This is a genomic window from Gordonia sp. CPCC 205333, from assembly GCF_048537885.1.
Classification (GTDB): Bacteria; Actinomycetota; Actinomycetes; order Mycobacteriales; family Mycobacteriaceae; genus Gordonia.
This window is the reverse complement of record NZ_JBCLVI010000001.1, coordinates 650091-672521: the sequence shown is the minus strand read 5'-3', so window position 1 is coordinate 672521 and position 22431 is coordinate 650091. Positions and strand designations below refer to the sequence as shown.

Here is a 22431-nt window from a genome sequence, read left to right as displayed (position 1 = left end):
ACAATGGTCGTCGTCACTGGTCATCCCCCTGGTTAGCGGAAGCCGCGGCGCGCGCAGCGGCCGGTAGAGCGGTAGCGATGGTCTCGAAAGCCGTGTCGTCGAGGGCAGCCGAGACGAACCACGCCTCGAAAGCGCTCGGCGGCGGGTACACCCCGGCGTCGAGCAGAGCGTGGAAGAACGGCGCGAATCGCCAGGTCTGGGTGGCTTTGACACCGGCATAGTCGCGAATCCGCTGCTCCGGCGTCTCGGTGAAGAAGACACTGAACAGGTTGCCCGCATATTGAACGCGGTGGCTAACCCCGGCGGCGGTTAGCGCTTCGCCGATCATCGACCCGATGCGCTCGGCGTTGCGGTCGAGGGTGAGATAGGTATCGGCATCGGCATGGCGCAGCGTGGCCAGTCCGGCGGCGACCGCGACGGGGTTACCCGAGAGCGTGCCGGCCTGATACACCGGCCCGGTCGGCGCGAGGGCCGCCATCACATCGGCTCGTCCGCCGAAGGCTGCGGCCGGAAGTCCGCCGCTCATCACCTTGCCGAAGGTGTAGAGGTCGCCGCTGACCCCTTCGATGCCGAACCACCCGGCCGGACTGACCCGGAAGCCGGTCATCACCTCATCGATGATCAACAGCGAACCGTGCCGTGCGGTCACCTCACGCAACGCGGCGTTGAAGCCCGCGTCGGGTGCGACAGCGCCCATATTGCCAGCGGCAGCCTCGGTGATCACGGCCGCGATCTCGCCGTCGTGATTCTCGAATGCCTGAGCGACGGCGTCAATATCGTTGTAGGGCAACACAATTGTGTCGTGCGCGGCGGCTCCGGTCACTCCCGGCGATGTCGGCAGACCGAGTGTCGCGACACCCGAGCCGGCGTCGGCGAGCAGCGCGTCGACATGCCCGTGATAGCAACCGGAGAATTTGATGATCTTGGCGCGGCCGGTGAATCCACGCGCCAGACGCACCGCCGACATGGTGGCCTCGGTTCCCGAGTTGACCAGACGGACGCGCTCGACCGGATCCACGCGGGCGATGAGCTCTTCGGCCAACTCGACCTCAGCCTCGGTCGGCGCGCCGAAGGACAGGCCGCTGGTGGCCGCGTGCCGCACCGCTTCGACGACCGCCGGGTGCGCATGGCCCAGGATCATCGGACCCCACGAGCTGACCAGATCGACGTAGCGATTGTCGTCGGCGTCGACTAATTCATAGCCGCGCGCCGAGGTGATGAACCGGGGCGTTCCGCCTACCGCAGAGAACGCCCGAACCGGAGAATTGACCCCACCCGGAATGGCCGCCGCGGCGCGAGTGAAAAGTTCTGCGGATCGCTCGGTGGAGGCGGCGGGGTGGGTCACGGCCTCCAGTGTTCCAAATCAAGCTGCCAAGACCCAATTCGGACTGGTCAACGCTCCAGCACTCGGAGTGTCGCAGCCGCGAGCGCCTGCTGCCCCGCGGCGTTGGGATGCAGCGTAATGGTGGTTCGCGCGCCGACCATCGGCTCAATCCACCGCGTCTGTGGCGCTGCACACGCGTCATGGCCCGACGACGCCGCGGCCATACTCACGAACGCCGCCCCGGTCTGCTGCGCGGCCCGCCGCACAACGGTGTTGAGGGTGGCCTGCACGCCCCTTAGGTAAGGCACATCACCCGAGGCGATTCGCATGGTCGGGTAACACCCCCGCGCGGCCGGCAGCAACCACGGATACCCGACGACGATTACCCGCGCAGACGGTGCCCTGCTCCTTATCGCGTCGAGACCACGCACCATCGCCGGGGCGGTGGTGCCAGTGATGTAGTCGGCGAATCGCGATCCGTAGCGCGTCCGGCACGGCGCGCCGGTGGGATCCGCCGCAGCGACATCCGAACACGCCGTGATGGCCGATCCAAAGGTGCCGCCATCGTTGCCGCCGAGGGTCATGGTGACGAGCTTCGTCGCCGACCCCAGCGCATCGAGTTGCGGCGCGATACCCGGATACTGCTCGCCGAACAGGTCTTTGGTCGCCGCCCCGGCGCAGCTGACGTCGAGGTACGTTGGATACTGCGTTTTCCGTTGCGCGGCAACAATTTCCCCGAAGTTTCGCTGGGACCGCAAACACTGCAGGTCCGAGTCCTCGACCAGCGGCCGCACCCCAGAGCCAGCCGCATAGCTGTCGCCAAGATGGACGTAACTCGGCGACGGTGGCTGTGCCGCAGTCGTCGATGCCGGTGCCGATGCCGATGGTTGGCCGGGCCCGGACGATGCGCAGCCGATCACGGCCATCCCGACCCCGGTGAGGATGGCCAGCATCGCCAACTGACATCTGCGCATATCTCGACGGTACCGACGTGGCGATCAGATGCGCGAGAACATGCCAACCCCTCTTGGCACGTGTCCGTTTACCAACCGCCACGCCGACACCGCTCTATTGGACGCAGCGTGATCCCCGGAAGGTTCCCTCGATTCGCAACTTTTTCCCGGCGGGGTCGCAACCTGGCATGGTCCGGTTTGCGTACGGTTAGAACCATGGCCGCATCCGCAGACACCGCAGGACCTTCGACCACCATTTCCCCCAACGAGGCGCCGCCCACCGACGAGAGTGTGATCGCCGACGGGCTTCGCGCCGCGCTCGACGGCCGCTGGCGGGCCACCCGAGACGATTTGCGCGCCGGACTGGACCGCGCCGATCTACTACCCGACCCGTCGCGCACCTTGGAGCAGGCACGCACCAATATCCTCGGCGAGATGCGCGAACTGTCGTCGTTGAACTTCGCCGCAGCCGGATTCCGCACCGAACACGGCGGCACCGGCGACGTCGGGGCGTCGATCTCCGCGATCGAGATGCTCGGCTATGCCGACCTGTCGCTGATGGTGAAATCCGGTGTGCAGTGGGGACTGTTCGGCGGGGCCATCGAGAATCTGGGAACCAAACGTCACCACGATCGCTACGTCGCCGACCTGATCAGTCTGGACCTGCTCGGTTGTTTCGCGATGACCGAGACCGGGCACGGTTCAAATGTCCAGGCGCTGGAGACCACGGCTACCTACGACGCCGACACCGGCGAGTTTGTGATTCACTCGCCGTCGCCGTCGGCGCGTAAGGATTACATCGGCGGCGCGGCCGAACATGCCCGGCTCGCAGCCGTTTTCGCGCAACTCATCACCGGCGGTCCGGGTGAGGAACCGTCCGGGCGCGGAGTTCACTGTTTCGTCGTGCCGATCCGCGACGAAGCCGGCGCGGACCTGCCGGGTGTGACAACCGGCGACTGCGGCTACAAGGGCGGGCTGAGCGCCGTCGACAACGGCCGCATCAGCTTTGACCAGGTGCGAATCCCGGCGGAGAATCTACTCAATAAATACGGCGACGTCGCCGCTGACGGAACCTATTCCTCACCGATCGAGAACACCAACCGGCGCTTCTTCACGATGTTGGGCACCTTGATCCGCGGACGCGTCAGCGTCGGCGCGACCGGCGGTGCGGCCGGCCGCAAGGCACTCACCCTCGCGACCCGATATGCCTTGCTACGCAAGCAATTCGATGCGCCGGGCGAAGAAGACGAGGTAACCATCCTCGACTATCGGGCACACCAGCGTAAGCTGCTCCCACTGATCGCCAAGTCCTACGCGGTCACCTTCGCCCAGAACGATCTCACCGAAGAACTACACGACGTCCAGACCGAAAACCTTGCCGTCGCCGAGTTGACCGATGAAGACGCGAAACGCCAACGGCACCTGGAAGGTTGGGCCGCCGGACTTAAGGCGTATGCCACCTGGCATGCGAGCCACGCCATCAACGTCAGCCGCGAAGCTTGTGGCGGCGCAGGCTATTTGGACGAGAATCAGCTGTCAATCATCCGCGGTGACATCGACGTGTTCACCACATTCGAGGGCGACAACACGGTTCTGACCCAACTCGTCGGCAAGGAGTTGTTGACCGCGTACGGCGACGACGTCCGCGGTCTCAACGCGGCCGGCTGGGTACGATTCGTCGCGGGTATGGCACGCGACGTCGTCGCGGAGAAAACCGCTGTGCGACAGGTGATTCAGACGATTCTCGACGACTCCGGCGAGGAGACGGAGGATTCCGCGCTCACCGATCGTGCGACGCAGATCCGGTTGTTCCGTAATCGCGAAGATCACCTGTTGAGGACCTGCGCGCAACGCCTGCGTCAGGCGACCGAGGACGACGCCGATCCGTTCGAGGTGTTCAACAATGCCCAGGACCACCTGCTCAAGGTCGGGCAGGCGCATGTGGAACGTATTGTGCTGGAGTCGTTTATCTCCGGCATCGCCGAATGCGATTCACGCTCTGCGGCCGAGCTTTTGAATAAAGTATGCGACCTGTTCGTCTACTCGGCGCTGGAGACAGACCTGTCATGGTTCCTGATGCATCGCCATGTTTCGGTTGAGCGGGCGAAGGCGATTCGACGCGGCGTCAACGACTTGTGTGAGGATCTACGCCCGCACGCGCGCACGCTGGTTGACGCCTTCGGAATTCCGGAAGCCCTGTTGAGCGCACCGATGCTGGAGCACGGGTAGGGGCGGGCTGTTCGGGTCGGTCCCCGCGGATCTACAGGCCCATCTTCACGGCTTGCCACGCCTGGGTGAGTTCTGACCGGAATCGGTCACCGTCGCGCGCCCAGGCCTGGGCGACCTTGCCGCTCTCCAGCTTTACGCCGATGCCTGTGCGGCGTCGAGGCACACCTGACAACTCACCGAGGGCGGGCGCGGACTCCCAATCCTTGTGTTCGGTGGCATTATTCGCCGGATAAATCTTGGCGATGTCGTCGAGATCAAGGGTCTTGGTTCCCTGCCGCAGCGTCCGCTCGGTGAGCTCAACACTGGTGTGCTGCCGCGCGGCATACACCTGAAGCAACGAGAATCCGGTGAGGACTACGAAGAAGATGCTCAGCACCGGCCAGTGCACCTGCCCGGGGCCACTGATCTCCATTCCGAGTACCACGCCAACCAGGATCGGCCCGATCAAGACCACCCACCAGCTCCCGCCCGGTTCGTAGAACAGGGTTTCGCCAGGGTCGGCCGGCTCGTCTTCGGTCGGTTCTAGATCGGTCGGTTCTAGTTCGGTCGGTTCTAGATCGGTCGGTTCTAGATCGTCGTCGGCGGGCTCGGTCACTATTTGCCGTCCTGCTGGGCGAACCATGCCTCGGACTCCGGCCGATAAGCCAGCAATGAACCGAACAACCCGAGCAATGCGACGACGAGGGGTACCGCGAAAACCGGGCTTTGGGAAAGCAGTGCCGCCATCAGAAGCAATACGACGACTACCAACGAGGTCACTGCGAGTGACGACCGCACTCGCAGATCGTGTGCTATGGCCAACTTACGCGCCGCGAAACAGTAACCACCGCCGATAGCGATCTCGAGTGCACCAATGCCAATCGCCTCGGCACCCTCATTGACGATCACCGTGCCCACAATCGTCACCACCCCGATAGCTACCAGTAACGCTCCCGACGTCACCCATAGTCGCAGGGCCCAGAGGACCTGCGGCGGTCGGGTCAATTCCTGCTCACCGGTCACCGGGTAACTCCTCTTGAGGCCGCGAAAACTTTGGACTGCTGACGGTACAGCGTCATCTCCGCACACCAAGTTTCGGCATCGCGGCGCACCAACGCCACCAACGCTCCGCCTGCGGCTACCCCGGCGATAATCAGCGGCACCGCGATCCATGTCGGCTCGACGCGAAAGATCACCACGTTCAGAATCGTCCAGATCACCACGAACATGCTGGCGCCCGCCAGCAGCATCCGCGCCCAGTTATGCCCCTGCCGGGCGAACCACATCACCAGCAGCGACAGACCGCCAACGAGGACCGTGCTGACGACTATCGCCGCGATCACCACACCCGTGGACGACATCGCATTCATCAAATCCACGGTCTCCTTCGAAGCACCCTCGGGCGGATTTGCGGCACTATCGGCGAACATCGACTTCACCGCCGGATATTGGGCGAAACTGGCGACCGCTCGGCCCACGATGACCACCAGCCACAACTCCAGTGCGATCGCCATCGACTCGACAATTTTGGGTCGTACAGGTGGCTCGCTGGGCGGCGGGACAAAGCCTGGTGGCGGCGTCCACGACGGCCCGGGGGCCGACGGGTACTGCGGTGAAGACATGAGGTCCAGCGTAGTGCAGAACAGGGCGCGGGAGGTGACGGGCGAAGCCTGCTGGAATCTGCATTGTGGGGCGGTGCGGGGTGGATTGTCCCCCGGCTGACTTCAGCGCGCTGATTGCAGCTCGACGTCGGGCATGACTGGACTCTGCGCCGTCAGCGGTAGCGAGGTAGATACTCCCCCAGCCAACTTCACCGCACAGGCTGCAGCCAGCACGACGTCGGGCACGACTGGACTCTGCGCCGTCAGCGGTAGCGAGGTAGATACTCCCCCAGCCAACTTCACCGCACAGGCTGCAGCCAGCACGACGTCGGGCACGACTGGACTCTGCGCCGTCAGCGGTAGCGAGGTAGATACTCCCCCAGCCAACTTCACCGCACAGGCTGCAGCCAGCACGACGTCGGGCACGGCTGGACTCTGCGCCGTCAGCGGTAGCGAGGTAGATACTCCCCCGCCTGACCCCACCACGCAGACTTCAGCCCAACCAGCCAGCTACTTCTGTTGCCCAGTAGGTCAACACGATCGACGCACCCGCACGCCGGATGGACGTCAGCGACTCCAGGATCGCCGCATCACGGTCGATCCAGCCACGCTCAGCCGCCGCTGTGATCATTGAGTACTCGCCGCTGATCTGATACGCGGCAACGGGCACATCGGCGACCTCGGCAACGTCGCGGAGGATATCGAGGTAGCTCATAGCCGGCTTGACCATCACGATGTCGGCGCCTTCGGCGAGGTCCAGCGACAACTCCCGCAATGCCTCGGTGCGGTTAGCGGCATCCTGCTGATAGGTCCGACGATCACCTTCTAACGACGACCCAACGGCCTCGCGGAACGGGCCGTAGAAGGCCGACGCGTACTTCGCCGTGTACGCGAGGATCGCGGTGTCGATGAAACCTTCGGCGTCGAGCGCCGCCCGGATGGCGCCGACCTGGCCGTCCATCATTCCGCTTGGCCCCAACATATGTGCGCCTGCGCGAGCCTGTGCCAACGACATCGACACATAACGCTCCAATGTCGCGTCGTTGTCGACAACACCCGATTCCGACAGCACACCGCAGTGCCCGTGATCGGTGAACTCGTCAAGGCAGGTATCGGCCATCAAGACAGTGGAATCGCCTAAGTCATTGCGCAACAACGACAACGCTCGATTGAGCACACCATCGGGATCATCGGCACCTGATCCGACCGCATCCTTATCGCCCGGTGTGGGAACACCGAAAAGCATCAAACCGCCGACGCCAGCCTCGACCGCCTCAGCCGCCGCGCGACGCAACGAGTCTTCGGTGTGCTGCACGACGCCGGGCATCGACGAGATCGATACAGGCTCGTCGATCCCATCGGCGACGAACATCGGCAACACCAATTCGCTTGGCGCCAAACGAGTTTCGGCCACCAGTCGGCGAACCGCCGGCGTGGAGCGCAACCGTCGGGGCCGGATGATCGGCTTACCCGTCACAGTCGCGACCTACGACCGCGACCGACGCGACTTCTTGCGCGGAGGGGGCAGCGCACCTTCGGCGCGCAGCCGAGCCGCGTGTGCCGCAAGGGCTTCCACCAGATCGGGTACCGAAGCGGTCTCCGGACGTACGTCGACGCGCAAGCCGAATTCCGTTGCGGTTTCAGCGGTCTTAGGGCCGATACACGCGACGATGGTACGCGCGTGCGGCTTTCCGGCGATGCCGACGAGGTTACGGACCGTCGAGGACGAGGTGAAGCACACGGCGTCGAATCCACCGGTCTTGATCATCTCGCGCGTCTCGGCCGGTGGCGGTGCCGCCCGGACGGTGCGGTACGCGGTGACATCGTCGATCTCCCAGCCGCGGTCGCGCAATCCCTCCGACAGGGTCTCGGTTGCGATGTCAGCACGCGGCAACAGCACCCGGTTGACCGGGTCGAAGACCTCGTCATATGGCGGAAAATCTTCGAGCAGGCCGAGCGATGACTGCTCGCCCGACGGCACCAGTTCGGGGTTGATCCCGAAGGAACGCACCTTGTCCGCGGTGGCTTCGCCAACGCAGGCGATTTTCACCCCGGAGAACGCGCGGGCGTCGAGGCCGAATTCGGCGAACTTCTCCCACACGGCGCGTACCGCGTTGGTCGAGGTGAAGACGACCCACTGGTACCGACCGTCGACCAAGCCCTTGACCGCACGTTCCATCTGCGCGGGCGAGCGCGGCGGCTCGACGGCGATGGTCGGAACTTCCTTGGGGATGGCGCCGTGGGTGATCAGCCGCTCGCTCATGTCCGCTGCCTGATCCTTGGTGCGGGGCACCAGCACCGTCCAGCCGTAGAGGGCGCGCGATTCCCACCAGGACAGCTTGCTGCGCTGCCCGACGACCTTGCCGACGGTCAGCACCATCGGCCCGGAGATGGCGTTGCCCTGCTCGTTGAGCGTGGCCAGTGTTGCCTCGATGGTGCGCTGGTTGCAGGTGGTGCCGTTGATGGTGATCGCGACCGGTGTCTGCGGCGCCAGGCCATGTTCGGTCAACGCACTGGCGGTCTCGGCCAGATGACCCGATGTCGCGTGTAGCACCAGCGGGCCCGGGGCTGCGGCCAGCGCGGCCCAGTCGACCTCGCCGCGCACATCGGCGACGGTGTACCCCGAGCCGAGCGGCATTCCCGCGTAGCTTGGCACAACCGCGCCGGCCGGCAGGCCGGGCAGTACTTCGAAGACGATCGAGGTGCGGGCCACGGCAGTGACCTCGGCCAGCACCGAATTGGTTGTCAGCGGATCGCCCGCGACGACGCGAACCACGTCATCACCGGCCTTCGCGGCCGCGACCAGAGTCTTGGCAACCTCGGCAGGGTCTCCCAACGCCGGGTGCACGGTGTAGGCGGGTTCTTCGATCGGCTCGGCCTCGGCGCCTTCGACGGCCTCGTCCTTGCGTGCTTCGGTCTTCCGGGTACTGCGACGAGACTCGGTCGGGTCTGGCCGGTAGGCCTCCCCGATCAGCTCGACGACGGCCGCTGGCACGTCTGGGTCGATGAATGCCGTAGTCGCGTGTGCGATGACGTCACGCGCCCGCACAGTCAGCAACTCCCGATCCCCCGGCCCCGCACCTACGAACAGAATCCGTCCCGGTGTGGCCTTCTTCGTCCGGCTCATGAGTCGCACTCTCCTGCCCCTTGGCGGGGCTACCGTATCCGCTACCTGTCGCCGTAGAGCTCTCCAGCTCCCAGCTCAAGTAATTCCGCGGCAAGCGCCTCACCCAGTTGTCTCGGCTGATCGACAGGTCCCACCCGGGAGGCCCGGATCAGATCTGATCCGTCCTCCGCCGCGACTACCGCACGTAGCGATAGTTCGGTGAAAACATGCCCATCGTCGTCGAGTGACTCGACCACCTCGGCGAGCGCTCCGATCGGCGCGGTACATCCGGCTTCGAGAGCCGCTAGCACTGCCCGTTCGGCATCGATCGCCGCCCTGGTGGACGGGTCGTCCAACGTGGTGAGAATACTCACCAGTTGGGCATCGTCTCCGCGGCACTCCACAGCTAGTGCGCCCTGCGCCGGTGCCGGTAGTAGTACTACCGGGTCGAACGCCTCGGCGACCTCATCGGTCCGCCCGATCCGTTCCAAACCGGCCCTGGCAATCACGACTGCGTCGAGTTCACCGCTGGCGACTTTGCCCAACCGAGAATCAAGGTTGCCTCTTAGGGGGCGGATTTCCAAACCGAGACCCAATGCTTTAAGCTGTGCCACCCGTCGCGGGGCTGATGTCCCAACCGTGGCGCCGGGCAGCAACTCGCCGAGCACCTTGTTACCCGCGCTGACCAGCGCATCTCTCGCATCCGCCCGAGGTGGGACGGCCGCGATGACCAGGTCGGGCTCGGGCGCAGTAGGTAGATCTTTGTATGAGTGCACCGCGACGTCGACTTCGTCGTTTCGCAGTGCGACGCGGATGGCGGTGGTGAACACTCCGACGCCAATTTCGGCGACCGGCGCTGCCGATACGTCGCCCGCGGTCTTGATGATCACCAACTCGGCCGGATGGCCGGCGTCGGTCAATGCTTTGGCGATGGTTCCGGCCTGCGTGGTCGCCAGCAGCGATCCACGCGTTCCGATGCGAATCACTGTTCGCCGCTTCCCTTCGTTGTTGCCCGACTCCCCGAGGGGGCACTCGAAACAGATTCTGCCGCACCGGGTTTCAGCTCGAATAGCTCCCGCAAGGCTTCGGCGTAATGGTCGCCGTTCGGCGTCGACGCCAACTGCTTGACGCGCACCGTCGGGGCGTGGAGCAGTTTGTCGACAACCCGCCGCACCGCGCGGGCGACCTCATCTCGCTGCGGATCATCGAGATCGGGCAGTCGTGAGTTGAGGCGCAAGATCTCCGCTTCGACGACGTCGGCTGCGCGTTGACGCAATGCGGCGACGGTCGGGGTGACCTCGGCCTGACGCTGACTGGTCAGGTAATCGGCCAGTTCATCGGCGACGATGGTTCGAGCTGCCTCGGTGTCTTTCTGAGCGGCCTGCGTCTCGGCGTCGCCGCGCAGCGACTCGATGTCGACGACGTGGACGCCGGGCAGCCGGGCGGCGGCCGGGTCGACGTTACGGGGCAGGCCGAGGTCGCAAAGGATGAGCGGCGTCGACTTGGTGCGACGTGCCAACGCCTTGTGCACATCGCCAACTCCGACGACCGAACCGATCGATCCCGAACAAGTCACCACGACGTCGGCGTCAGACATCGCAGCGGTGAGCCCGTCGAGTCCGACGGCATGGGTCTCGATGCCGTGATTGGTGCGGACGTTTTCGGCCAGATGTGAGGCTTTGGCGACGGTGCGATTCACCAGGGTGAGGTCGGCGACGCCCTCGCGTGCCAAATTGGCCGCGGCCAGACCGCCCATCGCGCCGGCACCGAGCACCACGGCCGACTCGTAGTCAGCTCCGGCGATCACCTTGCCGCGATGCAGCGCGACCGAGACCACTGATGCGCCCGCCCGGTCGATTCCGGTCTCCGAGTGGACCCTCTTGCCGACTCGCAGAGCCTGCTGTGCCAGTTCGTGCAGGACGCGGCCGGCGCTCTTGTTCGCATCGGCGCTGCTATAGGCGTTGCGGATCTGACCGAGGATCTGCTGTTCGCCGACGACGAGCGAATCGAGCCCGGCCGCAACGGTGAACAAATGCTCAGCTGCGGCCTCGGAGTAGCGCACGTAGGCATGTGTGGTCATGTCGTTGATGGTCATTCCGGAGTGCTCGCCGAGCACCTCGCCGACGGCCTCGAGTGCGGGGTGAAACGCGTCGACCACCGCGTAGATCTCGACGCGGTTGCAGGTGGACACCACCATCGCCTCGGAAATCGCGCGCGCGGCAAGCAGCTTGTCCACGATCTTCGGCCGATCATGATCGGAGATAGCAAGCCGCTCGAGCACGTCAACCGGTGCGCTGCGATGCGACACACCGAACAACAAAACACTCACGACGTCATCGTCTCCCTGTATTCGGCCGGCGTTGAGGCTACTGGTTCACCCGCGGCACCAGCCGCGTGCTTCGCCTGAAAAGACAACACCTGCAACTCCAAGGCTAGATCAACCTGGCGGACCGCCACGCCCGGAGTGTCATCTTGAATCGCGAGCGTCGTCGCGGTCACATTGAGTATCTGCCGCACCCCCGCGGCGATGAAGGCGTCACACGCCTCCTGAGCCCGGTCGTCGGCCGTCGCGATCACGCCGATATCCCACCCTCCGGCGGCGGTGATGGCATGCAGCGGGGCGATTACCGGCCCGTCTTCGACGAGTGACGTACCGATCAACGCGGGGTCGTCGTCGAAGAGTGCGGTAACCGTGAAACCCCGCCCGATCCCGGTATGCGCGAGCAGGGCCTGCCCCAGTCGGCTCGCCCCGGCCAGCGCGACGTTATGGGTGTCGTCGGTATGCAGGGCCATCGCGACGCGGGCGATGAGCTTGCTCACGTCGTACCCAACGCCTCGGACACCATTGGCTCCGACATAGGACAGGTCTTTACGCAGAATCGCCGGATTGACGCCCGCCGCCGTCGAGAGTTGCTGACTGGAGGTGACGGCGATACCACGTTGGTTGTAGCTGCGCAGCACGTGCAGGTACAGCGCCAGACGAGCTACCGCCGGCCCGGGGATCCGGGTCGGGGCGGTGTCGTCGGACAATGCGGTCATTGCAGGGCAGAATATCCGAGCTTGTGAATTCGTTCACTAGCGGGGTCCGCTGGCTCTATCGCAGGTCCGCGCGCAGCCGCGGCTCATCGATCTCCCAGTAACTGTGCTCGACGTCGTCGAGTAGGAGCACCGGGAGTCGATCACCGTATTCGGCGCGAAGAGTCTTGTCCCCGGTCGAGGCGGCGTCATCGACGTCGATCTCGGTGAACTCCCGGCCAACGTCGGAGCAAATCTCTCCCAGGGTCTCGCGTGCGGTGACGCACGCCGCACAACCGGAGCGGGTCAACAGGACGATCATCACGGTAATACTCTGCCATTCCGATTAGGCTGGTGTCGCCGACACCGCGGCCGGACATCCGGCTGTCATTCGCTGCCATTGGAGGTCACCCACGTGTCTGACGATCCCCGCTCCACCGACGGTGATGCCATTCCCGAAACGGCTCCCGAACCGGAGGGGTCGGATTGGGAGACCCACGCGGCGGCCGTCGAACCGAGCGTAATACACGGCGGCGACGTAGACGATGACGCCGACCTCGACGAAATCGATTCAGCCACAACGGTTTCGGGAATTCCAGTCGATGAGCTGGGTCTCGATGACGCGAATCGCGTGGCCGCCTGGCTGGCGTCGCGCGCGTCAGCGGCCGGTGGCCGATTCCGCCAGACCGCGGCCGAATTACGTCAGTCCCTCGCCGGCGAGGCCAGCGCGCGAGCGGCCTTCGAAATACTGCGGGAGCGACGTCGGGTTGCCGCGGCACTCGCCGAAGCGCGGACGCCCGAACAGTTGGCCGTCGACAAACTACTCGACGATGACGACATCGCGCCGCCGATTCCCGTCGACCTGACGGCCGCGGCATTCTTCGACGTCGACAACACGCTGGTGCAGGGTGCCTCGATTGTGCATTTCGCCCGCGGGCTGGCAGCGCACAAATACTTCTCCTACAACGACATCATGCAATTCGCCTGGACCCAGGCGAAATTCCGGATCACCGGCCGGGAGAACGCCGACGACGTCGCCGAGGGACGCGAGAAAGCGCTGTCCTTCATCGCTGGGCGGCCCACCAGTGAACTCGTCGAGTTGGGTGAGGAGATCTACGACGATTTCATCGCCGACAAGATCTGGGCCGGTACTCGCGCGCTCACCCAGAAACATCTCGACGCGGGGCAGCAGGTGTGGCTGGTCACCGCGACGCCCGTCGAATTGGCGCAGACCATCGCGACCAGACTCGGGCTGACCGGAGCGCTGGGGACCGTCGCGGAGAGTGTTGACGGCGTGTTCACCGGACGCCTCGTCGGCGACATCCTGCACGGGCCGGGAAAGGCCCACGCGGTGCGCTCGCTGGCGATCCGCGAGGGACTAAACCTCAAGCGCTGCACCGCATATTCCGACTCACACAACGACGTCCCGATGCTGTCGCTCGTCGGCAGCGCCGTCGCCATCAACCCCGACTCCGATCTGAAAGACGTCGCGAAAGTCCGTGGCTGGGAGGTCTACGACTTCCGTACCGCGCGTAAGGCGGCGAAATACGGTGTGCGGACAGCGGTCGTGCTGGGCGCCGCCGGCGCCGCGACGAGCGGCGCTGTTGCGGCGGCACGGCACTTCAGGAAGTAGTCGGCTGAGTTGCGTTGCGGCTGGCTGAAGACTGCGGCTGATGCGACGTCGAGGGAGTAGGTCCCCCGCTGGCGTCGAGGATGCAGAGTTCAGCTGCCCTCAAATATCAAGCCGCACAATGCAATCCAACCTAGGTTGCGGGTCTCGATACACCTCGTCGCTAGCGCTCCTCGACACTCGGCCAGCCAGATAACTAGCCGAAATATACGCTTCCGCGGCGGCTCAGCATCCGGAACAACGTCTGCTGAATCTCTTCGCGCACATGGTCGGTCAGGTCGAATACGACCATCGGATCGTCGGCGGCAGACTCGTCATACGAGTCGGTTTCGATCGGCTTACCGAAGTGGATATGCCACTTCGACGGCAGCGGGATCAAACCGAGCGGACCAAACCACGGGAACAACGGCGTAATCGGAAGATAGGGCAGCCCAAGGACTTTCGCGATCGGCTTGAGGTCACTGATCATCGGGTAGATCTCCTCGGACCCGACGATGGACACCGGCACGATCGGCACCGCGGTGCGCAGCGCGGTCGTGACGAAACCGCCGCGGCCAAACCGTTGCAGCTTGTACCGATCTTTGTAGAGTTTGCCGATGCCCTTGTAGCCTTCGGGCCACACCGCAGTCAGCTCGCCGGCACGCAGCAGGCGTTCGGCGTCGCTGTTGCACGCGAGGGTGGCACCGATCTTGCGTGCCAACTCGCCGACGGCAGGCGTCTCAAAAGCCATATCGGCAGCCAGCACTCGCAGATGGCGATGGTCGGGATGATTGTCGTGTACGGCCAGCGAAGTCATCAGCGCATCGACCGGAATGGCGCCGGCATGGTTTGCCACCAGCAGTGCGCCACCTTCGGTCGGCAGGTTCTCGATACCGGTGACCTCTACCCGGAACCATTTCTCGTAGACCTGACGAATCGCCGGGAACCACACCGAATCGGTGAAATGCGGATCGAATCCGAAGTCGTCGACGTCGTATTCGCCGTTCATCCGCTCCCGGATGAAACTCGCCGTCGCGGTGAGCGAATCAGCAACAGCACCGCGCAGACCGCCGAAACTGAACAGCGGGCTGGATTTGCTTGGACCAATCTGCTCGACGCCGAGCGGAGCACGATCGAGTTGCACGTCGTCGTTGATCGGCGTCACCTCGGCCGGGGGTTTGCCGAATCCGTCGGTATTCGGATGTCCGACGTTTGACGATCGAAGATCGCCGTCGCGCACCTGGACACCGCGCGATGGTTCGCGGGTCACGGCGGCCTGCTGGGAAGGATGCCGGCGTTTGACCTTGTCCCGGCCCGCGTCGCGACCGGCGACCGAATGGCCGACAGGCCCCGATCCCGGCGTCGCGTAAAGCTGAATCACCTTCGCGGTGCGTGCATCCGAAGCGCCGCTACCGGCCATGGTGTGCACCTCTAAATTCCCAGGTTGTGATGGTGTATCGCTGTGAAAACGATCTGATTACGTCTGCCGAAGAGTCTACGGTGCCACTCCGACAGGCGCAGCGTGGTACCGGTCATATTCACAATTCTCTAACATTTAGGTCGGGCTCAAACCAGCTGATGCGCCGCCGACACCAGCGAGCGCTCGATCTCGTTCCAAGTTCCGGGTGCGATAACCGGCTTGCCCGCGCCGCGCTCGATGAAATCGTCAACGGTCGCCGAGGTGGTGTATTTCGGTGCGAACCCCAATTCGCAACGCATCCGCGTGGTGTCCAGAACGCGGCCGTGGGTGAGCCAATCGGTCTGACTGGACCGCAATTTCACCGACCGCACATCCTGCAGTGCTGCCGACACCGGCGCCAGCAACCCTTTTGGTACGGGCAATTCGATATGCCCGGCCCGACGAATCGCCTGCGACAGACTGATCACGCCATCGCCCGCGATGTTGAAAGTTCCGGCCTTGCCGGCCAACGTCGCATGTTCCAGTGCGGCCAGCGCGTCCTCCTCGTGGAGGAACTGCAGCCGCGGCGAGAAGCCGAACACCGTCGGCACCACCGGCAACGACAGATATGACCCCATCCTGGTCCGAATCCGCGGGCCAAGCATCGCCTGATAGCGGACGATCGTCACGTCTATGTCGGAGCGGCGTCGAGACAGACCACGGCAGTAGCCCTCGATGTCGAGCAGGTCGCGGCCATAACCCGACGGCTCGCGGCGCGGGGCATCCCCCTCGGTGAAATGTGACGGGTCTTTGCTGCTCGCGCCGTAGACCATCGCCGTCGACCGCAGAATGAGACGTTTGACCGAGGGGCTGCGCTGACACGCCGCGACAACCTGCATCGCGCCGACGACGTTGAATTCTTTGATCGCCGCCGAATGCGGGGCGTCGTCCATGATCGATGTCGACGCGTGAACCACGGTGTCAACCTCATAGTTGGCAATTGCTTTGGCAATCGTCGGACGCCGAATGTCGAGGCGGACGAATTCCGCGCGCCCCATCCGACGCAATAGCGCCTTAGTGGGGACACGGGAGTCGACGGCCACAACGGTCTCGATCTCCGGATTGGCCGCCAGCCGTGCCACAAGATATCCACCGAGGAACGTCGACGCGCCGGTCACCAGTACCGATCGCGGCGGCATCGAGGCAGTGGTCGATGGATCAGTCATGAATCAACTCGCTCATGGGTCCTACGGTAGCCAGATAAGCGAGAACCCGCCCGGCTCCGAGAAGGGTGGGCGGGTTCTTCTTTCGTCCCTGCAGCAGTGGTTCTTCGACCAGCGCGCGCGAGACGACATGCCTACTTGCCGAGTTTGCGACGCTGCACTCGGGTACGACGAAGCAGCTTGCGGTGCTTCTTCTTCGACATGCGCTTGCGACGCTTCTTGATCACTGAACCCATTGGGGCGCTTCCTAACCGATTGTTACTAAGACTCAATGTGACCGTCGGGCCTGATCCCGGTCGGTCGAGGCTAACCACGCCAGCTTACCGGCCCGGTCCCCGACGACGAAATCGGCACCGCATAGCCGCATTCGCGGGACACAACAACTCCCCCGTGTGTGCGTTCACGCACGGGGGAGCCGACGATTCGACTACGCGGCCGCCGAACTAGCCGACGTCGAAGTAGGACGTCTCCAGGTATTCGTGGACCGCCTTCGCATGTACGCGAAATGAGCGTCCGACGCGCACTGCGGGCAATTCACCGCTGTGCACCAGTCGGTACACGGTCATCTTCGAAACACGCATTAGCGATGCGACTTCAGCAACGGTGAGGAACTGCGTGCCGTTGGCAGCATTGCTCACTGTGCCGCTTCTGTCTCCAGACTTCTCTGCAGCCATGAAACCGATACCTCTTTCGAGCACGCGTCGCGGCCGCAGGCTTCCCCTCCTGCGGACATCAGACACGCACGTGCTTCTTGCAGCTTAGCGTGGCAGATGTGAATAAAGCGACGTGAGTGGTCAGCTTTTAGTATTCACCTTGAATCAACCACCAGTAGTAACACGCCTACCTGCGGCGATGCCAAGGCTCGCTAACCGATATCAATCCGGGCACGAGTTAGCTATTGGCGCCCGAACCCTCAAGGTCAACTCGATGGCTATTGGCGGCGCTCGCCGTGGCACAGGCACGAGTTGCCTGGTAGAAGGCATGCCGAAAGCCGTTCGCCTCGAACTCACGGATCGCCTCGGCGGTTGTACCACCGGGCGAAGTGACCGCGGCACGCAGGTCGACCGGCGACAGACCCGACTCCGACAACAACAACCCCGCGCCACGGATCGTCTGCACCGCGAGCTCGGCCGCCTGCACGCGCGTCAGACCCAGTCCGACGCCCGCGTCGATCATCGCCTCGGCCATCAGAAAGACATAGGCGGGCCCGGAGCCGGAGATCGCGGTCGCCGCATCCATCAACTTCTCCGGCAATACGGTCACCTTGCCGACAGCCTCTAGAAGTGCGGTGACCTTCGCGATCTGCTCGTCGCTGACATATCGACCGGCCGAGAGCGCACACATCGCCTCATTGACCAGCATCGGCGTATTGGGCATCACCCGGATCACCGGTGAACCGGCCGGTAGGGCGGCCTCGTATACCGACGTCGGCAGTCCGGCCACCAGCGTGACCGTCACCCGCTCGTTGTCGCCGTCGTCGTCGGCGCGGCCGATCTCCCGCAATACCGCGTCGACGGCATCTGGCTTTACCGCGATCACGACAATGCTCGCCGACTCGGCTGCGGACCGCGGATCGGTCACCAGAACGCCGTATTCCTGGGCGATCTCGTTGGCGCGGTCGGTCACCTTCTCCGAGACGACCAAGTCCTTCACCGGCTTTCCCGACGAGACCAGACCGGCGAGCAGTGCCTCGCCGATCTTTCCGCCGCCGATGATTGCTACGCGTTCGGTCATGGTGAACCTTTCGATACGAATGGGATGGACGGCCGCCGCGCGGTCAACCGTTCGGGATGAGCGCAAGCTGGCGGGACTGTGCGACGACGGTACCCGCAGAGTCGATGACGAGGTGATCCTCTTCGAACATGCCCCGGCCCACTTCGGTCGACGACGACTGGTACCGCAACCAACCGGGTGCCGGATGCCGACGCAAATAGGTACTCAACTGGACCGTCGGCGCCCAGCCGAATAGGCCGAGGTTCATCACGACCGGCGGTGAGATATCGCAGATGAGGGTGGTGAAATCCAGGTCGGGCTCGGCATCTTTGGGACGAGCCCAGCCGAGAAATACCGGGTCGGCCTTCTCCCCGCGCAGCGCAGCGAATGACTCCCGGTCGAGTACGACGTCGAGCGCCGCGGACAGATGCATGATGTCGGCCATCGGCGTGTCGCCAACACGCAGGCCGTCGGCACTTGGCTCGGGCGGAAGCTCGTGCAGCCCGGTCCGAGTGGAGAAATGGGTATCGCCAGAGTCGAGCCGGCCGAGGACCACCGAGTTGGTCACCATCGTGCGATCGCCCTGCACAACGTCGACGTCGACTATCGATACGGTCCGGCCGGTCTTTCGCACCCGGGTGACCAGCGTGATCCCGGCCGGGTCGGGCGCGCTCAGATAGTTGCTCGTCACCGCAAGCGGATGTATGTCGCCGACGTCGGGCACCGCGTCGGCGAGGGCCAACGCGGCTGCCCGGGCCGACACCATCTGCAAAGTTCCGCCGTGGACTTTCGGTCCGATGGTGAATGCCGGATCAATGGTCGTGCCAAATGTCGACACACCGTCGTCGGAGTCCAGTCGGGTGAAATCGAGCAACGAAGACAGCAGCGTCGCCACCGGTCCTACCTTTTCCATAGATGTTCAGTCGTGGATCAGATTCGCGCCCGGCACCGGTTCCCGACGCAGATGGGTACGGGCGAAGTCCAACGATCGTGCCAGCATCTCGGCACGTTCGGGTTTGGTGCGGGCCGAACTCGTCGTCACCTCGAGGACCACGGCACCGTCGAAGTCGCTTTCGGCGATACGCCGGCAGACTTCGACACAGGGTTGTCCCCCGTCGCCGGGGATGAGGTGTTCGTCGGTCGCCGCGCCGTGGCCGTCGGTCAGGTGCAGATGCTGCAATCCGCCTGCCATCCGGCCAAGCATGGCGAGGGCGTCGGCTCCCGCGGTGGCGGTATGCGAGAGGTCGAGCGTGTAATTGTCGTAGCCGTCGTCTGTGGGATCGATCGACTTGCCGAACGCCGACGCGCTGGCACCCGGTCCTCCGCCTCGTGCGTTGAGTCGTTTGATCGAACGGTCGCCTGCCCCGAAGAGACGATCGGCGCGCATCGGGAACATGTTTTCGACGGCGACGGCGATGCCACTGTCAGATTCGAGTTCACCAACCAGATCGTCGAATGCCGCGACATAACTTCGCTGCCATCGGAACGGCGGATGTACGACCACCGTCGGCGCGCCCAGATCTTCGGCCGCGGCCACCGACTTGGCCAGCTTGACCATCGGGTCGCGACCCCACACCCGCTGTGAGATGAGCAGACACGGCGCGTGTACCGACAACACCGGGACCTGATACCGCTGGGAAAGGTATTCGACGTGCGCGATGTCCTGGCTGACCGCCTCGCCCCACACCATCAATTCAACGCCGTCGTAGCCGAGTTCGGCTGCATAAGCGAAGGCGGCTTCGGTGTTTTGGGGGTACACCGAGGCTGTCGACAGCCCGATAGGGATCTCTGAGCGAGGTGTCACGTAGAAGATGATGCCAGCAATACCAGCGGACCGATCGTTACGATCAGTCCAACGCCCAATGCGAGCAATGTGCTAACGAGATCATGCCTGCGTCGCACGACATGCACGATGGTGACAATGCCGAAGATCACAACGGCGGAGAGCACCACCGCGAAAATGGGACTCCACCGCCACAACTCGGTGAATCCCCAGAACATCCCGGCCCCGATGACGAGTCCGACGACGCACTGAGCGATCAACAGCAGCCACTGCACCACTGGCGAGTGTTTGCGGTTCAACGGCGCTTCGTCCGGGATAGGGCCAGCTTCGGTGTCATCGGTGATCGCTTTGCGCAGCGAGGTGCGAATGTTGTGCGCGGGCCCGGCCGGTGGCGCCGCCTCGAAATCATCGTCGGCGTGCGTCGTGCGCGACGGCGTGATAGCCGGCTCATCGAAACTATTCGACGGGGTGACCGACCGAGTCACCGAGGGCGTGACACTGCGCACGACGCTGATTTCCTGCGTGTCATCAGTCGCCAGTCCGGGTGCCTCCGACGTTGGGGCCGACGGTTGCTCGGTCACCGGTGTCCGCGCGACGACATGCGGCGTGATTGCCGGCCCGGCATCAGCGTCGACCGGCGGAGCCGAGCGACGAACACTCGGCACGATCGCGGGCTGCGACGGTGTCACGGCACTGGGGCGGACCGCGGGAATCGGCTCATCTGGCGTATCAGCTTCGGGCAGATCGACGACAGGCGTCTGCCCCTCAGGTTCGGCGGCGGCTGACTTCTTCTTACGCCCGAACAGTCCGCGCTTGGCCTTCTTCGGCTTATCTTGCTTACCTGTCGCCGCCGACTCACCGGTGTCGTAGTCGGCGAAATTGCGGTAGGCCTCGAAGTCGAGGTCATCGTCGGCTGGCGCGGAGTCGTCGACGAGCGGGATGATCCCAGTGATGGCGGTCGCGTTGAAGTCACGCGTCTGCGGGGAATCAACGACAGGGGACCCGACGACCGGGGATCCGACGACAGGGGATCCGACGACCGGGGCATCGACAGCGGGGGTCACGTCGGTTTGCGCGTCGGCCGGATTGGGAGTGTGCGGGCGTGCCGGGCCGGCGGGCATTCCGCTGGCGGTTCGCGCACCGCCCGACGTCGGTGCCGGTGCCGACGATCGGGGGAATGACGACTCGCCCTGCGACACATACGGCGACGACGATCGAGGCTGAGCCTGCGAACTCGTCGGTTCGGGTCCGGTGATCTTGGGGATCTCGCCGGTAATCTCGGCCACCGAAATCGACCCGTCGCGGCCAACCCGACGTCGGCCCGAGGCGGCGAAGGTTCCCGACTCCGTCGACGTCGAATCCCCGCCCTCGGATTCCCGACGGCTACGCGCCAAGAGTTCGGATACCGAGATCGGCCGTGATTCTGGATCCTGCGCCATCAAGCTATGTCTCCATTCACTCCTACAAGACGATCCGGGGGCTGCTGATCGAGTCGACGCAAGATCACACCCTCACGCAACGCCCACGGACAGATTTCCAGTGTATCTACATCAAGGGCCCGCATGGCCGCCTCGGCGACCAGCGCGCCCGCGACAAGTTGACCGGCGCGATCGGAGCTGACGCCTTCGAGATCGGCGCGGTCAGCGCGTGTCATCCGAGAGATGAACGCGATCAGCTGACGCAAGCCACTGGTGGTGAGCTGACGTTTCACCCGCGGGCCGGCACTCGACGGGGCCGCACCGGTCAGCCGCGCCAGGCTGCGGAAGGTTTTCGACGACCCCACGGCGAGATCCGGCCGGCCAGCCTCGGCCAGTTCTTTGGCGACTGGTTTGAGTTCGGCATCGAGCCAATCGCGCAGCACCGCGATCCGACGACGATCCGGCGGATCACCCGGCAGCCATTCGCGGGTCAGTCGGCCGGCGCCCAGGGGCAGACTCAACGCGACGTCGGGCTCTTCGTCGACGCCGTTCGACATTTCCAGCGAGCCGCCGCCGATGTCGAGGGCCAGGATGCGCCCGGCGCTCCAGCCGTACCAGCGACGCACCGCCAGCGAGGTGATCCGCGCTTCGTCGGTGCCAGTGAGCACTTCCACATCGACGCCGGTTTCCTTGGCGACCGCTGCGAGCACGGCCTCGCTGTTCGTCGCGTCGCGCACCGCCGAGGTCGCGAACGCCGTTACCTCTTCACACCCGGATGTCCGCGCGATATGAGTGAACTCACCGACCGATTCCACCAGGCGACTGGCCGCCGCGTCGGAGAGCCTGCCATTCGTTTCGATGTGTTCGGCCAGGCGCAGAACGGACTTGGTGGACGACATCGGCGTCGGGTGTCCGCCGCGGTGGGCATCCACGACTAACAGATGTACCGTGTTGCTGCCCACGTCGAGCACTCCAATACGCACGACTATGAACTTAGTGCGTGATGGCAATCTCTGGTAACGCGGCATGCGAATTGGCCCGCCGTCGTGCTGCGTTCGCCTGGCCGGTCTACCGTTGGG

General features: G+C 64.4%; 23 protein-coding genes. 2 read left to right on the top strand and 21 right to left on the bottom strand.

Annotation, left to right across the window (positions count from 1 at the left end; genetic code table 11):
- Window positions 1–13: 13 nt before the first annotated feature.
- Both hemL and AAFP29_RS03220 read right to left on the bottom strand, forming a co-directional pair.
- Window positions 14–1345 carry a glutamate-1-semialdehyde 2,1-aminomutase gene (gene hemL, locus AAFP29_RS03225; protein WP_419215861.1) on the bottom strand — a complete coding sequence of 444 codons (1332 nt, stop codon included), beginning with the start codon at window positions 1343–1345 and terminating at the stop codon, window positions 14–16.
- 47 nt (window positions 1346–1392) lie between these two features.
- Window positions 1393–2298: an SGNH/GDSL hydrolase family protein gene (locus tag AAFP29_RS03220; protein WP_419215860.1), complete on the bottom strand. Its 906-nt coding sequence runs from the start codon at window positions 2296–2298 to the stop codon at window positions 1393–1395.
- 195 nt (window positions 2299–2493) lie between these two features.
- Between AAFP29_RS03220 and AAFP29_RS03215 the strand changes: the two genes are divergently transcribed.
- Window positions 2494–4506 (top strand): acyl-CoA dehydrogenase, encoded by a 2013-nt coding sequence (locus AAFP29_RS03215; RefSeq protein WP_419215859.1) that lies wholly within the window; start codon window positions 2494–2496, stop codon window positions 4504–4506.
- Between the two features lie 31 nt (window positions 4507–4537).
- Here AAFP29_RS03215 and AAFP29_RS03210 read toward each other — a convergent pair whose 3' ends face one another.
- The 10 genes from AAFP29_RS03210 to AAFP29_RS03165 all read right to left on the bottom strand — a co-directional run bounded on the left by AAFP29_RS03210 (window position 4538) and on the right by AAFP29_RS03165 (window position 12532).
- Complete coding sequence (locus AAFP29_RS03210) at window positions 4538–5101, bottom strand: DUF3093 domain-containing protein (RefSeq protein WP_419215858.1); 564 nt, start codon at window positions 5099–5101, stop codon at window positions 4538–4540.
- Window positions 5101–5508, bottom strand: coding sequence for a hypothetical protein (locus AAFP29_RS03205; RefSeq protein WP_419215857.1), 408 nt, complete (start codon window positions 5506–5508; stop codon window positions 5101–5103). Before AAFP29_RS03205 ends, AAFP29_RS03210 begins: the two co-directional genes overlap by 1 nt.
- Window positions 5505–6107, bottom strand: coding sequence for a hypothetical protein (locus tag AAFP29_RS03200; protein ID WP_419215856.1), 603 nt, complete (start codon window positions 6105–6107; stop codon window positions 5505–5507). Before AAFP29_RS03200 ends, AAFP29_RS03205 begins: the two co-directional genes overlap by 4 nt.
- Before the next feature lie 102 nt (window positions 6108–6209).
- Window positions 6210–6512, bottom strand: a complete 303-nt coding sequence (locus AAFP29_RS03195; protein WP_419215855.1) for a hypothetical protein — start codon at window positions 6510–6512, stop codon at window positions 6210–6212.
- A gap of 67 nt (window positions 6513–6579) precedes the next feature.
- Window positions 6580–7563 (bottom strand): porphobilinogen synthase, encoded by a 984-nt coding sequence (gene hemB / locus AAFP29_RS03190; RefSeq protein ID WP_419215854.1) that lies wholly within the window; start codon window positions 7561–7563, stop codon window positions 6580–6582.
- Window positions 7564–7572: 9 nt separating this feature from the next.
- Window positions 7573–9213, bottom strand: coding sequence for a uroporphyrinogen-III synthase (locus AAFP29_RS03185; RefSeq protein WP_419215853.1), 1641 nt, complete (start codon window positions 9211–9213; stop codon window positions 7573–7575).
- A 41-nt stretch (window positions 9214–9254) separates the two neighbouring features.
- Entirely contained in the window at window positions 9255–10178 is a 924-nt protein-coding gene (hemC, locus tag AAFP29_RS03180; RefSeq protein WP_419215852.1) for a hydroxymethylbilane synthase, read from the bottom strand.
- A complete protein-coding gene (locus AAFP29_RS03175) occupies window positions 10175–11521 on the bottom strand; it encodes a glutamyl-tRNA reductase (protein WP_419215851.1) in 1347 nt (448 codons plus the stop codon). The genes hemC and AAFP29_RS03175 overlap by 4 nt, the downstream gene beginning before the upstream one ends.
- Entirely contained in the window at window positions 11518–12231 is a 714-nt protein-coding gene (locus AAFP29_RS03170; protein WP_419215850.1) for a redox-sensing transcriptional repressor Rex, read from the bottom strand. The genes AAFP29_RS03175 and AAFP29_RS03170 overlap by 4 nt, the downstream gene beginning before the upstream one ends.
- A gap of 55 nt (window positions 12232–12286) precedes the next feature.
- On the bottom strand, window positions 12287–12532 hold the full coding sequence (locus AAFP29_RS03165; protein ID WP_419215849.1) for a glutaredoxin family protein: 246 nt from the start codon (window positions 12530–12532) through the stop codon (window positions 12287–12289).
- Window positions 12533–12622: 90 nt separating this feature from the next.
- Between AAFP29_RS03165 and AAFP29_RS03160 the strand changes: the two genes are divergently transcribed.
- Complete coding sequence (locus AAFP29_RS03160) at window positions 12623–13840, top strand: HAD family hydrolase (RefSeq protein WP_419215848.1); 1218 nt, start codon at window positions 12623–12625, stop codon at window positions 13838–13840.
- Between the two features lie 193 nt (window positions 13841–14033).
- On the opposite strand, the gene AAFP29_RS03155 is transcribed toward AAFP29_RS03160, so the two are convergent.
- The 9 genes from AAFP29_RS03155 to AAFP29_RS03115 all read right to left on the bottom strand — a co-directional run bounded on the left by AAFP29_RS03155 (window position 14034) and on the right by AAFP29_RS03115 (window position 22335).
- The gene (locus tag AAFP29_RS03155) at window positions 14034–15236 is read right to left on the bottom strand and encodes a lysophospholipid acyltransferase family protein (RefSeq protein ID WP_419215847.1); all 1203 of its coding nucleotides are present in this window, start codon (window positions 15234–15236) and stop codon (window positions 14034–14036) included.
- Between the two features lie 146 nt (window positions 15237–15382).
- The gene (locus AAFP29_RS03150; protein ID WP_419215846.1) at window positions 15383–16441 is read right to left on the bottom strand and encodes an NAD-dependent epimerase/dehydratase family protein; all 1059 of its coding nucleotides are present in this window, start codon (window positions 16439–16441) and stop codon (window positions 15383–15385) included.
- A 131-nt stretch (window positions 16442–16572) separates the two neighbouring features.
- On the bottom strand, window positions 16573–16674 hold the full coding sequence (locus AAFP29_RS03145) for a 30S ribosomal protein bS22 (protein WP_003402602.1): 102 nt from the start codon (window positions 16672–16674) through the stop codon (window positions 16573–16575).
- A 207-nt stretch (window positions 16675–16881) separates the two neighbouring features.
- Window positions 16882–17112 carry a helix-turn-helix domain-containing protein gene (locus AAFP29_RS03140; RefSeq protein WP_007317204.1) on the bottom strand — a complete coding sequence of 77 codons (231 nt, stop codon included), beginning with the start codon at window positions 17110–17112 and terminating at the stop codon, window positions 16882–16884.
- 217 nt (window positions 17113–17329) lie between these two features.
- A complete protein-coding gene (gene proC / locus AAFP29_RS03135; protein WP_419215845.1) occupies window positions 17330–18172 on the bottom strand; it encodes a pyrroline-5-carboxylate reductase in 843 nt (280 codons plus the stop codon).
- Window positions 18173–18215: 43 nt separating this feature from the next.
- The gene (locus AAFP29_RS03130) at window positions 18216–19046 is read right to left on the bottom strand and encodes a thioesterase family protein (RefSeq protein WP_419216330.1); all 831 of its coding nucleotides are present in this window, start codon (window positions 19044–19046) and stop codon (window positions 18216–18218) included.
- Window positions 19047–19070: 24 nt separating this feature from the next.
- Window positions 19071–19955 carry a sugar phosphate isomerase/epimerase family protein gene (locus tag AAFP29_RS03125; protein WP_419215844.1) on the bottom strand — a complete coding sequence of 295 codons (885 nt, stop codon included), beginning with the start codon at window positions 19953–19955 and terminating at the stop codon, window positions 19071–19073.
- Window positions 19952–21373: a hypothetical protein gene (locus AAFP29_RS03120; protein WP_419215843.1), complete on the bottom strand. Its 1422-nt coding sequence runs from the start codon at window positions 21371–21373 to the stop codon at window positions 19952–19954. The genes AAFP29_RS03125 and AAFP29_RS03120 overlap by 4 nt, the downstream gene beginning before the upstream one ends.
- Window positions 21373–22335: a hypothetical protein gene (locus AAFP29_RS03115; RefSeq protein WP_419215842.1), complete on the bottom strand. Its 963-nt coding sequence runs from the start codon at window positions 22333–22335 to the stop codon at window positions 21373–21375. The genes AAFP29_RS03120 and AAFP29_RS03115 overlap by 1 nt, the downstream gene beginning before the upstream one ends.
- Window positions 22336–22431: the final 96 nt, after the last annotated feature.